The sequence below is a fragment of the Sporosarcina sp. P32b genome, assembly GCF_002743335.1.
Classification (GTDB): Bacteria; Bacillota; Bacilli; order Bacillales_A; family Planococcaceae; genus Sporosarcina.
In genome coordinates, this window is record NZ_PDZB01000025.1 from 21,905 (window position 1) to 36,814 (window position 14,910).

The following is a 14,910-nucleotide window of genomic DNA, read 5'->3' on the forward strand; positions in this document are numbered from 1 at the left end:
TTACAAATGTATTTAAGAAAGTGGGATGTAGTATGAGAGAAGCTGTAATTGTGGAATGGGTCAGAACGCCGGTAGGAAAAAGAAATGGTGTATTGAGTACGGTACGGGCGGAAGATTTAGCAGCCAAGCCCCTAGCAGAAGTAATCAAACGAGCGGGAATCGATGCGGGACTAGTAGAGGACGTCATCTTCGGTTGTGTATCGCAAGTAGGGGAACAATCTTTTGATATCGCTCGAGTTGCAGCTTTGCAGGCAGGATATCCAGTGGAAGTGCCAGGAACGACAGTGGACAGACAATGTGGATCAAGCCAGCAAGCTGTACATTTTGCGGCGCAAGCGATTATTAGTGGGGATATGGATGTCGTCGTGGCAGGAGGCGTCGAGAGTATGTCCCGAGTACCGATGGGTAGCACCCGACTAGGCGTTTCATTCAGTGAAGAAATCACATCGAAATATGAAATGGTCCATCAAGGTGAATCAGCGGAAAGAATAGCTGACCAATGGGAGATTTCAAGAGAGGTAATGGACCGCTACTCACTGGAAAGCAATAAGAAAGCTATCACTGCTCGAAAGGAAGGTAGGTTTGATAGTGAAATCATGCCAATAGAGGTCACACTTCCTGACGGTACGAACATGACCGTGAAGGATGATGAAGGACCGAGGGAAGATACGACGATGGAAAAGCTCAGCAAGTTGAAAACTCCTTTTAGAGAAAACGGCGATGTGACGGCAGGAAACTCCAGCCAAATCAGCGACGGGGCCAATGCAATTCTGTTAATGTCCCGCGAAAAGGCGGAAGAACTCGGATTGAAGCCGAAGTTTAAAGTACTTACTCGCGTAGTGGTAGGTTCCGATCCGACACTCATGCTAACGGGGCCTATACCGGCTACCCAAAAGGCTTTGGAAAAGTCCGGACTAACACTCGATGATATAGATGTTTTTGAAGTCAATGAAGCCTTTTCTGTTGTGACAATCGCTTGGTTGAAAGAAACAGGTGCCGATCCAAAGAAACTGAATCCGAATGGAGGAGCAATCGCTCTAGGACATCCACTCGGCGCAAGTGGCGGACGCTTGATGATTACGATGATGAGTGAATTGGAAAGAACGGGCGGGCGTTACGGACTGCAGACGATGTGTGAAGGGCACGGCATGGCAAATGCGACGATTTTGGAACGATTGGATTAATTAAATGATGAATGAAGACATGTAAAGAGGAGAGATTTCAATGCCATTAGATTCTATTCGGGTACTGGATTTATCCCGCTTGTTACCGGGGCCATACTGTTCGATGCTTCTCGCAGATTTTGGTGCAGAGGTGATCAAGATAGAAGAGCATCACACTGGAGACTATGCGCGGGCGGAATTGCCTAAGGTGGGCGAAGTGAGCGCGCTTTTTCATTCATTGAACCGTGGTAAAAAGAGTATTTGTCTTAACTTAAAAGATCCAGAAGACAAAGAGCGTTTTAAGCAGCTTGTGAAAGACGCGGATGTTGTGATTGAATCATTTCGACCTGGCGTCATGAAGCGGCTCGGATTGAATTATGAAATATTGAATGAAATTAATCCAGGGCTTGTGTACTGTGCGATTACAGGTTACGGACAAGACGGTCCATACGCTACTCTGCCGGGTCATGATCTGAATTACATTGGTTATGCAGGCCTGCTAGATGCGATGGGCGAGCGACAGGGTGCGCCACAAATCCCTGCTACACAAATCGCGGATATCGGAGGGGGTGCGTATCCGGCAGCGATGGGGATCATGCTGGCATTGTTTGAAAGACAGAAAACAGGTATTGGGCAGATGGTTGATATTTCGATGATGGATGGCGTGCTTTCTTGGATGCCAACATTCTTTCCCGGGTTTCTTGCGACGGGTCAACAGCCACAAAGAGGTGAACTAGACTTAAGTGGCAAGCGTGCGTCGTATGCGGTGTACGAAACGAAAGACCATAAATGGTTAGCTGTTGGCGCATTTGAATTAAAATTTTGGCGTGCATTTTGCGATGTTATTGGTAAAGAAGAATTTGCGGAGAAATTGCATGATCCAGTAGATGTTCAGCTGCAGATGAAAGAAGAAATTACTGCGATTTTATTGCAGAAGACGAGCGCGCAATGGATGGAAATATTCGATGAGGTCGCGGCTTGTGTAACACCGGTCCTGTCGTTCGATGAAGTACTAGAGGATCCACAAGTTAAGGCACGGGGGATGATCCAGCAAGTAGAAGATCCAGAAATTGGGCCAGTGATGCATATCGCAACACCTATAAAGTTGTCAAGAACGCCCGGAAAAATTCAAAGTCCAGCTCCTTCTCTAGGAGAGCATACAGTAGCGGTACTCGGAGAATAGAAAGAAGAACTCGATTTATATGATGTGGCCATTGGTAATGAAGAGGAGACTTTTCGCGTCAGGAAAATAGAAACTGTATGTCAATGAGTTTAGTGAGAGAAAGGGGACAATACTAATGGATATCGGCCTATCACTTTCCCGTAATGCACGCAGAATACCTGAGAAAACCGCAATGATCTATGAGGATCGACGTTATACGTATCGCGAGCTGAATCAAGAGGTGAATAAACTTTCACATGGACTCATTCACCATGGCGTGAAAAAAGGTGACAAAGTAGCGCTCATGATGAAAAACTCAGATACATTTATTATCGTCTACTATGCCATATTGAAAGCTGGAGCTATTACGGTACCCGTGAATTTCCGCTTAACCGCTACTGAAGTTTCGTATATTTTGGATGATAGTGATGCAAGTGTTGTGTTGTTTGATGAAGAGTATGCTTCGTTGATCGATCAAGCAACAGCCACAAATAGCAAGATCGATTTGAAAATCACAACAGGCGCAACAGCAATTAACGACCAAGTCCTTTACAAAGATGTATTACAAGACACCACAGATGATCCCGAGATCTCTGTCGATGAAGCCGATGATGCAGAAATATTATATACATCCGGTACGACTGGCTATCCGAAAGGCGCGTTATTTGATCATCATCGCGTGCTTCACGTAGCTTTTAACACCTCTTTAATCCTCAAAATCAATCCCGATGACATATTGCTTCATGCGGCACCGTTGTTTCATTCCGCACAATTGAATTTATTTCTCGTACCAGGAATTTATTTAGGCTGCACGCAAGTCGTTCATCAAAACTTCGAACCTCAAAAAGTATTACAAGCAATTGATCAATATAAAATCAGCTTCTTCTTCGGTGTGCCCACGATGTATAACTTCTTGCTGCAAGTTCCAGATAAGCAGAAATACGATCTTTCTTCTGTTACACGATGTGGATATGGTGCAGCGCCGATGCCTGTCGCTTTGTTGGAACAGATAATGAAACTTTTCAGTACCGACCAGTTTTACAATATGTGTGGTCAGACAGAAGGAGGACCAGGTGGCGGTGCTTTTCTTCTGCCAGCAGATCATAAAGACAAAATCGGCACGGGAGGAAAAGCTTCGCTGAATACGGAAATACGCGTGGTGGATGATCATGATGAGGATATATCCCCTGGTGAAGTAGGAGAATTTATTATCCAAAGTGAGATGGTTATGAAAGGGTATTATAATAAGCCGGAGGAAACTGCGAAAGCGATCCGAAACGGTTGGCTTTACACCGGTGATTTGGCGACGATCGACGAAGACGGCTTCGTAACCTTAGTAGACAGAAAGAAAGATATGATCGTTTCTGGAGGAGAGAATGTTTATTCAACAGAAGTGGAACAAGCGTTGTATAGACATCCTCAATTGCTTGACTCGACGGTAGTCGGCTTACCGGACCCGGTGTGGGGAGAGAAAGTAGTCGCGATTGTAGTAGCGAAGAAAGAGGAGAAGCTCGATTATGCAGAGTTGAAAGCGTTTTGTAAAGCCCATTTAGCGGATTATAAAGTGCCGGTTGAATTTATTGAAGAACAAGAGATACCTAGAAATGCATCAGGGAAAGTGTTGAAATATCGTATTCGGGAAGCACTAGTTTCCAATCGACCTGTTAATCCTCACGTATAAAAATAGAAGCTTTCTTACGGGAGAGTAAAGGAGTGGCGGATGCATGAAGCGACCATTTATGACGGAAGAGCATGAACAGCTCCGGAAATCAGTGCAGAAGTTTTTGCAGAAGGAAGCCGTACCTTATATAGAAGAGTGGGAGAAAGAACAACAAGTGCCTCGATCATTTTGGAAGAAAGCTGCCGCCCAAGGATTGATCGCACCTTCAGTTGAAGAAAAATATGGCGGTATAGGCGCGGATTTTGGCTATGCTGTCGTCATTAGTGAAGAGTTTGAAAAAGTGGCAAGCGGCATCGGTGGAATTGGATTGCATAATGATATTGTCATTCCATATATACAATCCTTTGGTTCGGACGAACAGAAAGAACGTTGGCTCACGAAAGCTGTAACCGGAGATATGATTAGTGCTATTGCGATGACGGAACCAGGCACAGGTTCCGATCTTGCTGCCGTGCGGACGACTGCAATAAGAAAAGGAGACCACTACGTGATTAATGGGGAGAAGACATTTATCACAAATGGCTCTTCTGCCGACTTCGTCATTGTCGTCTGTAAAACGGATCCTACCGCATCACCTGCTCATAAAGGCATCAGCTTGCTCGTAGTGGAAGAGGGAATGCCTGGGTTTACAAGGGGAAAGAAGCTCAATAAAGTAGGACAGCATGCGAATGACACGAGTGAATTGATATTTGAAGATGTATCGGTTCCGGCAGAAAACCTTCTGGGTGAGGAAGGGAAAGGGTTCTACTATTTGATGGAGAAACTTCAGCAAGAACGCTTGATGTGCTCCATACAAAGTGTGGCTTCTGTGCAGAAAATGCTAGATATTACATTAGTGTATGTAAAAGAGCGACAGGCTTTCGGCAAGCGGATCGGTGATTTCCAAAATACGCAATTTAAAATGGCAGAGATGCAAACGAAGGCCACCATTGGTCAAACATTTGTTGATCGTTTAATTATCGAGCATATGCAAGGCGAAAACGTCGTAGATGAAGTATCGATGGCGAAATGGTGGACGAGTGATTTGGCACAAGACGTGGCGATTCAGTGTATGCAATTTCATGGTGGCTACGGCTATATGGAAGAATACGAAATCGCTAGAAGGTATCGCGATGTGGCGGTCAATTCGATTTATGCCGGGACGAATGAAATTATGAAAGTGATTATTGCGAAGAATATGGGGCTATGAAGAAATGTAGGCAGCTTCCACAGTTAAATGGTTAACCGTTTTACGTATAGTATTATTCAATCGTTTCCTAAAGTTTAATGAATACCTATAATTCACTAGTGACTTAGAGGGAGAGATAAGCGATGGATTATAAAGAGATGATGCGTACATTTTCGTGGGAAGAAGCAGCAACGAATTATGAAGGTGATCCAAGTGGCGAAATGAATATTGCGAATGAAATATGCGATCGCTGGGCAAAAGATCCTGAAAGAGTAGCAATTTATTGGGAAGATGAACAGGGGAATAAAGAAACATGGACGTATAGTCAATTGAAGGTGAAGTCCGATAAAATGGCTAATGCGCTTCAGTCAATGGGTGTCACAACAGGTGATCGTGTAGCAGGATTGCTTGGAAAAGATATGGAGTTGCTAGTAACGATTTTGGCAACGTTTAAAGTTGGTGCTATTTTCGTTCCACTATTCACAGCCTTCGGTCCAGATGCCCTCGTGTATCGTTTAAAGGATGCAGGTGTGCGTTTACTTCTGACAAACAGCGAACAGTTAAGTAAATTAGACGGAAAAGATATATCGGTTGATGTACTTCTCACTGATGGTCAAACTAAGGATGGCAAAAGTTTCTGGGAGTTTGTAAACTCTTTTTCAAGTGAAATTATAATGGAACGAACATTGGGGAATTCACCTGCAATCATACAATATACTTCAGGAACCACAGGAATGCCAAAAGGGGCAATTACAAAACATAAAATGGTATACAGTCTTCATCCGTACTGGAAATTCGCTTTGAATTTGGAAGAAGAAGATGTGTTTTACGGAGGTGCTGATTTAGGGTGGGCGTACGGATTAATTGCTTCAACTATAGGTCCGTTAAGCCAGGGAGCAAAAATTGTTTTCTATAAAGGTTCGTTTGATCCTAAAAAGATATATAAGCTTTTAAGTGAATATCAAGTAACCAGTTTTGCTTATGCACCGACTGCTTTCCGCATGATGATGGCCTTAGGTCCAGAAATAATAAAAAAATCTGATCTTAAATTAAAGAAAATGAGCAGTGCAGGAGAACCTTTGAATAATGAAGTAGTGAGATTTTTCGAAAGAAATATAGGAAGAGCAATTTATGACCATTATGGCGCCACAGAAATGGGCATGATTGTGAACAACTATCATAGTTCGACCATGAAAGTAAAACCAGGGTCAATGGGTCTTCCGCTACCTGGCTATACTATTGGCTTGTTTGATGAATATGGAGACCCCGTAACTAAAGGAGAAGTAGGTCAAATCGCAGTAAACACTTCAGATGGTAATACAGGTTTTGGAGGGTATTGGAATGCGGATGAAAAATTAGCTGAAAAGATGCGAGGAAGTTGGTTTTTGTCCGGTGATCTTGCTTCAGAGGATATAGATGGATACTTTTGGTTTCAAGGTCGTGCGGACGATGTTATCTCAAGCGCTGGTTACCGCATAGGGCCCACTGAAGTTGAATCCTGTCTAATGGAGCACCCAGCAGTTTTGGAGACTGCTGCAATTGGAAAGCCGGACGAAACGAAAGGCGAAATTGTCAAAGCGTTTATTGTCCTAAATAAGAGCTTCGCATCTACTGACGAACTTAAAGAAGAACTTATTACCTTTGTAAAAAAGAAGTTATCCAAACATCAATATCCAAAGGAAATAGAGTTTGTAGATGAATTACCCAAAACTCAAAGCGGAAAAACACAACGTTATTTATTGAAAGAGCTAGAAAGGAAGAAACAATCTCTGTAAACTAGCAGACAAAGCTAGTAATAAAAATCAAACTTTCATTGTGCAGTATATAATTCAATAATATTTTGAAAATAGCCCTTCATAGTTCGTACAAAAAAACGCGATGAACAACTCATCGCGTTTTTTACATTAAGGTTGAATCAATACTTTGATACAACCGTCTTCTTTCTTATCAAAAATGGAATAAGCATCTGCTGCGTCTTCCAACTTTACTTTATGTGTAATAATATCTGTCGGATCGAATTCTTTTGCTTCGATCTTTTTAAATAACTCAGGCATTAAGTGAATAACGGGTGCTTGTCCCATTTTCAATGAAACGTTGCGTGTGAAGAAATCACCCAGTGGGAAGTTGTTGGCGTCTGTCGCATAGACACCTGTCAATTGCACTGTCCCAAATTTCCTTACGACTTGTGAAGCCGTGATAATCGGGCTGATCGTTCCAAATTGGTTATCTCCACTAGATCCGAATGTTTCGCCTGGTTGTACAGTTCCGTCCATTCCTACACAATCAATGACGACGTCTGCGCCGCCTTTTGTTTCTTCATGCAATAATTTGCCGATGTCGTCATGTTCTTTAAAATTATACGTTTCTACTTTATTTGTCTTCTTGGCATGCTCTAAACGATAATCTACATGGTCTACTGAAATGACTCGTTTCGCGCCTTGCATCCAAGCAAACTTCTGCGCCATTAACCCAATAGGGCCGGAGCCTAGAATAATTGCGGTATCACCTTTTTTCAATCCGCTATGAAGTACACTCCAATACGCTGTCGGAATGACATCAGATAGTAAGGCGAGATGCTCGTCGTCTAGTTCGCTATTTTCCGGTACTTTAAATGACGTAAAGTCTGCGTACGGAACACGTAAATACTCGGCTTGACCTCCTGGGTAGTTACCGTTAGGCTCAGCAAAACCAAATAGTCCACCTACTTCACCATGCGGATTGGATTCGTCACATTGACTTTCCATTTCGTGTTGACAGAAGAAACATTCTCCACAGCCTATATTGAAAGGAACGACGATACGGTCGCCTTTCTTTAATGTTTTCACTTCAGAACCTACTTCTTCGACAATCCCCATCGGTTCATGACCGACTACATAATCTTTCTCTGGCACAATCCCGCCATGATACAGATGCAAATCCGATCCGCAAATACCACTTGTCGTAATGCGTACGATTACATCACTATTTTCTTGGATACTCGGAGCTTTCACTTCTTTCGTGACCATCGATTTCTTCCCTTGAAATGTTACTGCTTTCATACCATCACTTCCTTTTCGCGTTATGCTTATTTTGTACCCGTCTATTTTCTATGTAAACTAGAAATGTAGGATATGATTATTGATACCTAGTAGATGGAAGAATGGTAAACAGAACTATGTATGTATGTTAAAAGAAGTGCTATAAAGGGAAGTGAAGAATAAGGAGGGGTTCATTCATGTTACAAGAAAATGAAATGAAGCATTTACAACGAGCTGTCGAATTAGCAGAAATTGCGTTACATAAAGGAGATCAGCCATTTGGTTCGGTATTGGTTTCAGCGAGTGGTGAAGTGCTAGCTGAAGACCATAATCGTACAAGTGGTGGCGACCCGACGCAGCATCCTGAATTTGCTTTGGCGCGGTGGGCTGCAGATCATATGGACGCAGAAGACAGAGCGAAGGCGACGGTATTTACGTCGGGTGAACATTGCCCGATGTGTGCGTCAGCCCATGGGTTAGTCGGTTTGGGACGGATTGTCTATGCTAGTTCATCGAAACAGTTAGCCCAGTGGAAGAAAGAAATGGGGGTTACGCTGCCTGCACCTGTGAAAAGTTATCCGATTCAAGAAATGGTGCCTGCTATCGAAGTAGTTGGGCCAGTAGAAGAGTATGCGGAGCAAGTGCGAGAGTTGCAACGGCAGTACCATCAGAAGAATAACTGATGTAGATTACACGAGGAGAGCCGTATGTTTTGGCTCTCTTTTTTATATCAACCAGAGAAACTATAGGAAAGCGGTTTATTTCACTATATAATCAAACTATAATGTTATGTAACTAATTATGTCGTGAAAGTATATACAGTGGGGATGGAGGTTGGAATTTGATACAACTCATAAGTTTCTTCATCTTCTGGTACCTATTCGGGGGCATATTGCCGGCGCTCTATATAGGGAAAAGGAAAGGACTAGATTTGCGTGTAGAAGGTAGTGGCAATCTAGGAGCGCGTAACGCCGGGAGGGTGCTTGGGAAGGCGATGTTCTTTGTTGTGTTGCTTCTTGATGCGACCAAGGGGGCAGTGCCGATCATCGTCTCGCGTGCCCTTGGATTCAGCCCAGCTATCGTCTTGTTGATGCTTTTTGCGGCCGTGCTTGGGCATTGTTTTCCACTGTTTCATCGATTTCGTGGTGGGAAAGGGGCGGCTTCTTTACTCGGTGGCATGATAGTCTTTCAGCCACTTATCTTGCTGTTAATCCTTATTTTTTCGGGTCTGTTATACTCGTGGATTCGTCAGAAAACAAAAGTCGCGCTGCTTGGATTGTCGGCCATTATTCCAGCTATTTTTATTGGCTACGGCCAATGGGCGGGGATCGTAGCATTCTGTTTGTTTGCGCTAGTCATCTATACACATCGTAGTTATTTCATTAACGAGCAAGGGAGGCAATCAGTATGACCTATTATTATCGGCTTGCCGTACTTCCGCAAGATGCGGAGCGAATTCATCAGTTGAATTATCGAGCGTTTGTGGAAGAAATTCCGCAGCATGCATCCAATGAACAGCGTTTGTTGGTCGATCCGTTTCATGAGGAAAATACATATATCGTTTGTTTAAAGGAAAATGAAATAGTTGGGATGTTGGCATTGCGTTCGACTCGTCCGTTTTCATTGGACAAAAAGATCGGTCCGATTGAGGGATGGCTTGAACAAAAGCCACAATATCCTGTAGAAATCAGATTGCTTGTAGTCGATCGAGCACATCGTAGTGGTCGAGCATTTTTTGGTTTGATGCAGGGGCTAGTGAATTGGTGCAAGCAAGCAGGATACGATGCAGCGGTGATTTCGGGTACAGTGCGTGAGCTGAAGCTTTATCGTCATATGGGCTTTGAGCCATTTGCCAATCCGGTCGGTACGAAGGAAGCGAAATATGTGCCAATGATTTCATCGTTCGCGGCATATGAAAAAAGTGCAGCGAAGCGTTTGGTTGCACCTGTCGTGAACTTTTTGCCTGGTCCACCGAAAATTGCTGAAAATGTGAAAGCAGCTTTTGCAAGTGAAGCATTTTCCCATCGTTCGGCTGAATATGCACGATTATTTACGACTGTAAAACGTCAATTACTCGACTTAACGGGTGCGAAATACGTTCAGTTATTACAGGGAACAGGGACGCTTGCGAATGATGCGGTGGCGGCCCAGTTGTCTAGAATAGGGGGGCGTGGCCTCGTTGTAATCAATGGAGAATTTGGTCAACGGTTATGCGATCACTCAAAGCGTTTTGGTTTAGCTTTTGATTGCTTAGAGCAAGAATGGGGAGAAGTGTTATCGCTGGAAAAGTTAGCGGAGCAATTGGATTCTCAAGAATATAGCTGGTTGTGGATCGTTCATTGTGAAACGTCGACGGGTGTCTTGCAGGAGTTGGAACAGATTACAGCACTTTGTCGCGCACGTGCGGTTCGAATTGCAGTGGACTGTGCGAGTTCAGTCGGAACAGTGCCTGTGAATTTGCGTGACGTCGATTTCGCTTCTTCAGTTAGTGGTAAAGGACTGGCGTCGTACGCGGGGCTTGGTCTAGTGTTCCACCAAGAGGCGATCGAGCCGGATGAAACGATTCCGCGCTATTTGGATCTCGGTCAATATGAGAAATATGACGGCATTCCGTATACACAGTCGTCTAATGCAGTAGTCGCGTTGCATCAGTCGCTTGAAAATATATTGTTGGATCCGCCACAACGTTTTCAGCGTATTCGCCATTGTGCAGATCGCTTGCGTGAGGGCGTTGAAAAGTTGGGTATGGAGGTGGTGGCACCGAATGAGTATGCAAATCCAGGTATTCTGACATTCGTACTACCTAAAGGGAAAAGCTCAAAGCGACTCGGTGATGATTTACTTCTGAATGGCTACCGCACGCATTATGAAAGTAGGTACTTGCAAGCGCATAATTGGTTGCAAGTGGCGACAATGAATGAACCTTCGGATGAAGAGGTGGAGAGATTTTTGGAGTTGTTGCGTTGTTTGCTAGGAGTTGAGGAACACGCATCTCCTTAAAATATGGACAATGCATATTGCGGATGCAAGTCGTTTATCCAGAGCGTCTGCCCAGATGAACTATGCGAGTGCTTCTGAACGTATTTCATAAACTTATCTGATTATACAACATAACACTTCTATTTATTTTGCTAGTATTTTCAACACTTTATTGAAAAGTAATGAAATATGGAAAAATACTAGAGAGGCACAAACACCAAGTACGAAAACATTGGATATCAGTAAACCTGAAACATCTCCATCAATTAGTAACGAAATGAATAACAGGATCCCTACAATGAATAATCCACCGGCTATATAGAGTAGGAAGTACATGATATATTTCTGAACGTCATTACGAAACTTGATTTTTTCGAAATATATATCTACATAATGCGAATACGGTATTCCTCCAATTATATAAATGGGTATGGAATAAAGGAAATATAGAACGAATAGTGCGTCATAAGGGAAGTACCCAACGTCAGCTTGTTGTTGCGCTGAGGGAGTGTATTCGTAAAAAGCTAAGGATAAAGAAAATACGATGGCGGAAAGTATGGCGACAGTAAGTTTTCTTAGAAATTTCATTTACTTCACCTCTGTTTATGCTATAACATTAAATTTAGTGTGTTGATAATAAAAGGGTACGATGGTGGTTTCGACCCGTTGATCTACGTTGCAGCCGGACGCGTGTCCTATGGGCGGGCGGTGAACCACACTCCTCGCTTCGCTCGCTAGGTGTTTCACCTGTCAATGCAAAGATGTGCTTCTTTCCGCTCCGATCAACTAAGTGATTACGAATAAATCATGTAACGCAATCGCACCCATAGGTCGGACAGTGGTTTGAAACCGTTGATCTGCGTTGCAGCCGGACGCGTTCCAGAGGGCGGGCGGTGAACCACACCCCTTCGCTGCGCTCGCAGGGTGTTTCACCTGTCCCGCTGATCCTCCCGGAGTCGCCGGCTTCCACTCCAATCAACTGAGCGAGTGCGAAAAAACAATGTGCCACAATCGCGCCCGTTAGTGTAAGAAGAATTACTCCTTTTATATTGGTTTTTTTACAAATTGAAAGATTAAAAAGTTAACCCAAGTTACTATTGGAATAGCAAATATCAAGACATAAAGACCCGAATGCCCAAAACCAAATATTTTCGCTTCTTCATCCATACTATATAGAACCCACGTTACTACTGATAAAAACAACAAATTTATTAAAAATGCTGAAAACATGCTAAGCCATTTATTGTTTTTCTTTTTTAATATCCAAACAGACAAAATTGTCGAGATAACTAAAGAAAGTAAAATTATGAAGAAATTCAACTCTATACCTCCCTATATTTTATTGAACTAATCTGGCCCTTTAACGGAAAAAGACACTTTCCTTATTCAAGGAAAGCGTTCTACTTCTCCGTTTTTTTGAATGTTACTTTGTACTGTTTTGACATAGCTATTATTCATTTCATTATAGGTTTGTACCAATATTTAAATTCCGTTTAATTTCTTCCCATTCTTGTGTAACTCTTGGGTTTATTTTATGGAATATTTTCGAATCCTGCTTTACTCCTGAATATGCCTTTGCGGATTCATACTTAACAAAACAATCAAGAATTTTTGCGGATAATCTTTCATCATTTAAATTTGTTCCTCGATAGTGAAATAAGAAAATGTCATGTAAACAATCATAGATTGCTTTGTTCTTAGAGTGTAAAATTTCAAGTCTAAAATAAGCAGGAATTAATGTACTGGCAAATAAGGTTTGTGCAAGTATTGATATTAATTCCATTTCAGTTGTTCGTAACACTAACGCTACAACAAAGACGAAAATAAATATCCCCACTTTTAGCCTTTCCCTCTTAGCCATCTCATGAGTAACCCTTTCAGCAAACAATGAGTTTTCAAAGATATTCGCACCTAATTTTAATAAGGAGGGGTCTAAATCATTGTTGTAATATTTGTTAGTTCTTTCATTATCCAAAGGAACATTAAATGAATTCGTTAGCAAATGAACCCTTCTTTTGTCCTCTACTTGTGGGATTTTAAAAATACTTAGATAATTGTCGATAACAAAGTAAGCTAGCGTAGTAATAGTAAAAACGAATAACAACATGTTCTTCGCGTTTAGGTAATCGTCTACGAAAAATACTGAAATTGATAAAACAGCGTTCACCCAAAATAATGTTGAGGTTGTAACATTTAGCTTTTCAATAATCTTGTAATGTCTATCTAAAGAATCAAAACGGTCACTCATAAATTACCCCTTTCAAATTTCTGGTAGCAGCTTTTTAATTTCTTTTAATGCCAAAGCATTATATCCATTCGCTTCATAACTTTTACAATTGCTAACAATCAATTTTGCCCTATCTAACTTATCTTTAAAAGTTTGTGAATCATCCCAATTGTAAGTAATGCCCTCAATACTGTCATAAAGATATTCCTTTAGTGAAGATTTCGGAAAATAATTATATCTATTAACTATCCAGTTTTCTAATAGAAAGGAAGAATAGTGGTGACCTAATTTGTTCGTATTCCAATACTTCATTAATCTAATAAAAGACTTGAGTTTAGAATTGTTAGTAACATTTGCGTTAGTTAACTTTTGATTAAACCCAGTTGGGTCGGTTGACATCCAATCAGATAACAGATTAGTTTTTGAAGGTATAGACAAATTACCCCAATCATCTTGAATCGCAGGAACTAATTCAAACTTAATATGATTTAATTCTAACACCATTGTTGGACTATCTTTATAAATTTCAGACGTAGAATAATACTTGTACATAAAATCTTTTAGATATTTTAATAGTGTCTCGGGTTTATAGCCGTTAGGATTTTTAAAAACTACCATATAATCAACGTCTGACTTTGAATCTACACTTCTAGGTAGAATTGTCCCCCGTGTGTTGGAACCAAATTGGAAATGATTATGTAGTTCGCCATTATTAAAATACCAGTTTAGGCGTTGTGCCAATGTTGTAATAGATGTTTTAATATTCGTATTTTCTGTTGATGAAAGAACAAGTTCACTAGATAAAGTTGTTAGGTAATTGTTAACCGACAAATCATAACCCCCTAATAATTAATTCTATTATCATTATATCATAATATGTTATTACTTGGATTAAACTCGATTATCTTGTCAGTTTATAGATTTTTATATTTTCAAAAAAGTGACGGGAAAAAAGAACGAAATCAGCAGACGGTTGCATTTTATCAATTTGTGATGGAGAAGGGCGTTTTAAGCCAGCTGAACCCGTATTTACTTGTACAGCAACAACAGTTATTCGAGGCGCTGTTTAACGTAAAGTTTTTGATGCAAAATCAGCTAACCGTGGAACAGACTCTGTGGTTTTTTTACTATATTCAAAGTGAGCAGTTATTATTTGAACGTTATCGTGAGTTGTTAAATGATGAAGTGATGAAGCCGAAAATGGCATATTTGGCGAACAAAGTAACAATTTTAATTTTTTAAAGCGAAAGCGGGTATATGGTTTCAATCCATACACCCGCTTTTTGTATTATTTGTTTGACTAATGTGTTCATTTTAGCTGTGTAAATTAATATATTTAGTTCCCTACTAGTGGACCTAAAGAGTCGTTTGATAACGTTCTATAGAAGAATTGTGTTTTGCAAGAAGAAAGTGCATAAGTTTGCAATGAAAAATACACAAGCTTGCCAGCCTTCAATTTAGTTTTTATCTTTGTCGCGATAAAGCGTTTGTAACTCTGAAACTATCTCCAGTG

13 protein-coding genes are annotated in these 14,910 nt (G+C 41.4%); 9 read left to right on the top strand and 4 right to left on the bottom strand.

Features of this window, described 5'->3' with window-relative positions:
• Nucleotides 1-32 precede the first annotated feature (32 nt).
• The 5 genes from CSV64_RS14125 (at nucleotide 33) to CSV64_RS14145 (ending at nucleotide 6,949) form a co-directional block, all read left to right on the top strand.
• The gene (locus tag CSV64_RS14125; RefSeq protein ID WP_099635229.1) at nucleotides 33-1,184 is read left to right on the top strand and encodes a thiolase family protein; all 1,152 of its coding nucleotides are present in this window, start codon (nucleotides 33-35) and stop codon (nucleotides 1,182-1,184) included.
• A gap of 40 nt (nucleotides 1,185-1,224) precedes the next feature.
• A complete protein-coding gene (locus CSV64_RS14130) occupies nucleotides 1,225-2,346 on the top strand; it encodes a CaiB/BaiF CoA transferase family protein (protein WP_099635230.1) in 1,122 nt (373 codons plus the stop codon).
• Between the two features lie 115 nt (nucleotides 2,347-2,461).
• A complete protein-coding gene (locus tag CSV64_RS14135; RefSeq protein WP_099635231.1) occupies nucleotides 2,462-4,006 on the top strand; it encodes a class I adenylate-forming enzyme family protein in 1,545 nt (514 codons plus the stop codon).
• A 43-nt stretch (nucleotides 4,007-4,049) separates the two neighbouring features.
• Nucleotides 4,050-5,195, top strand: a complete 1,146-nt coding sequence (locus tag CSV64_RS14140) for an acyl-CoA dehydrogenase family protein (RefSeq protein WP_099635232.1) — start codon at nucleotides 4,050-4,052, stop codon at nucleotides 5,193-5,195.
• 122 nt (nucleotides 5,196-5,317) lie between these two features.
• Entirely contained in the window at nucleotides 5,318-6,949 is a 1,632-nt protein-coding gene (locus CSV64_RS14145) for an acetate--CoA ligase (protein WP_099635233.1), read from the top strand.
• 129 nt (nucleotides 6,950-7,078) lie between these two features.
• On the opposite strand, the gene CSV64_RS14150 is transcribed toward CSV64_RS14145, so the two are convergent.
• Nucleotides 7,079-8,212, bottom strand: a complete 1,134-nt coding sequence (locus CSV64_RS14150; protein ID WP_099635234.1) for an alcohol dehydrogenase catalytic domain-containing protein — start codon at nucleotides 8,210-8,212, stop codon at nucleotides 7,079-7,081.
• Nucleotides 8,213-8,388: 176 nt separating this feature from the next.
• Between CSV64_RS14150 and CSV64_RS14155 the strand changes: the two genes are divergently transcribed.
• From CSV64_RS14155 to CSV64_RS14165, 3 genes are all read left to right on the top strand, one after another.
• Nucleotides 8,389-8,874 carry a nucleoside deaminase gene (locus tag CSV64_RS14155; RefSeq protein ID WP_099635235.1) on the top strand — a complete coding sequence of 162 codons (486 nt, stop codon included), beginning with the start codon at nucleotides 8,389-8,391 and terminating at the stop codon, nucleotides 8,872-8,874.
• Nucleotides 8,875-9,032: 158 nt separating this feature from the next.
• Nucleotides 9,033-9,602 carry a glycerol-3-phosphate acyltransferase gene (locus tag CSV64_RS14160; protein WP_158233049.1) on the top strand — a complete coding sequence of 190 codons (570 nt, stop codon included), beginning with the start codon at nucleotides 9,033-9,035 and terminating at the stop codon, nucleotides 9,600-9,602.
• Nucleotides 9,599-11,191, top strand: a complete 1,593-nt coding sequence (locus CSV64_RS14165) for an aminotransferase class V-fold PLP-dependent enzyme (protein ID WP_099635237.1) — start codon at nucleotides 9,599-9,601, stop codon at nucleotides 11,189-11,191. The genes CSV64_RS14160 and CSV64_RS14165 overlap by 4 nt, the downstream gene beginning before the upstream one ends.
• A gap of 123 nt (nucleotides 11,192-11,314) precedes the next feature.
• Here the strand turns inward: CSV64_RS14165 and CSV64_RS14170 are convergent, their stop codons facing one another.
• From CSV64_RS14170 to CSV64_RS14185, 3 genes are all read right to left on the bottom strand, one after another.
• Entirely contained in the window at nucleotides 11,315-11,758 is a 444-nt protein-coding gene (locus CSV64_RS14170) for a hypothetical protein (protein ID WP_099635238.1), read from the bottom strand.
• Nucleotides 11,759-12,632: 874 nt separating this feature from the next.
• Nucleotides 12,633-13,418, bottom strand: a complete 786-nt coding sequence (locus CSV64_RS14180; RefSeq protein ID WP_099662685.1) for a hypothetical protein — start codon at nucleotides 13,416-13,418, stop codon at nucleotides 12,633-12,635.
• 12 nt (nucleotides 13,419-13,430) lie between these two features.
• Entirely contained in the window at nucleotides 13,431-14,228 is a 798-nt protein-coding gene (locus CSV64_RS14185) for an SMODS domain-containing nucleotidyltransferase (protein ID WP_099635241.1), read from the bottom strand.
• A 75-nt stretch (nucleotides 14,229-14,303) separates the two neighbouring features.
• On the opposite strand from CSV64_RS14185, the gene CSV64_RS14190 reads away from it, so the two are divergent.
• Entirely contained in the window at nucleotides 14,304-14,639 is a 336-nt protein-coding gene (locus tag CSV64_RS14190; protein ID WP_099635242.1) for a hypothetical protein, read from the top strand.
• Nucleotides 14,640-14,910: the final 271 nt, after the last annotated feature.

What these genes read in the sequence shown, in the direction of transcription:
- CSV64_RS14135 (WP_099635231.1), top strand. Translation starts at nt 2,462, where the DNA reads ATGGATATCGGCCTATCACTTTCCCGTAATGCACGCAGAATACCTGAG.
- CSV64_RS14125 (WP_099635229.1), top strand. Translation starts at nt 33, where the DNA reads ATGAGAGAAGCTGTAATTGTGGAATGGGTCAGAACGCCGGTAGGAAAA.
- CSV64_RS14180 (WP_099662685.1), bottom strand. Translation starts at nt 13,418, where the DNA reads ATGAGTGACCGTTTTGATTCTTTAGATAGACATTACAAGATTATTGAA.
- CSV64_RS14140 (WP_099635232.1), top strand. Translation starts at nt 4,050, where the DNA reads ATGAAGCGACCATTTATGACGGAAGAGCATGAACAGCTCCGGAAATCA.
- CSV64_RS14130 (WP_099635230.1), top strand. Translation starts at nt 1,225, where the DNA reads ATGCCATTAGATTCTATTCGGGTACTGGATTTATCCCGCTTGTTACCG.
- CSV64_RS14165 (WP_099635237.1), top strand. Translation starts at nt 9,599, where the DNA reads ATGACCTATTATTATCGGCTTGCCGTACTTCCGCAAGATGCGGAGCGA.
- CSV64_RS14155 (WP_099635235.1), top strand. Translation starts at nt 8,389, where the DNA reads ATGTTACAAGAAAATGAAATGAAGCATTTACAACGAGCTGTCGAATTA.
- CSV64_RS14150 (WP_099635234.1), bottom strand. Translation starts at nt 8,212, where the DNA reads ATGAAAGCAGTAACATTTCAAGGGAAGAAATCGATGGTCACGAAAGAA.
- CSV64_RS14145 (WP_099635233.1), top strand. Translation starts at nt 5,318, where the DNA reads ATGGATTATAAAGAGATGATGCGTACATTTTCGTGGGAAGAAGCAGCA.
- CSV64_RS14170 (WP_099635238.1), bottom strand. Translation starts at nt 11,758, where the DNA reads ATGAAATTTCTAAGAAAACTTACTGTCGCCATACTTTCCGCCATCGTA.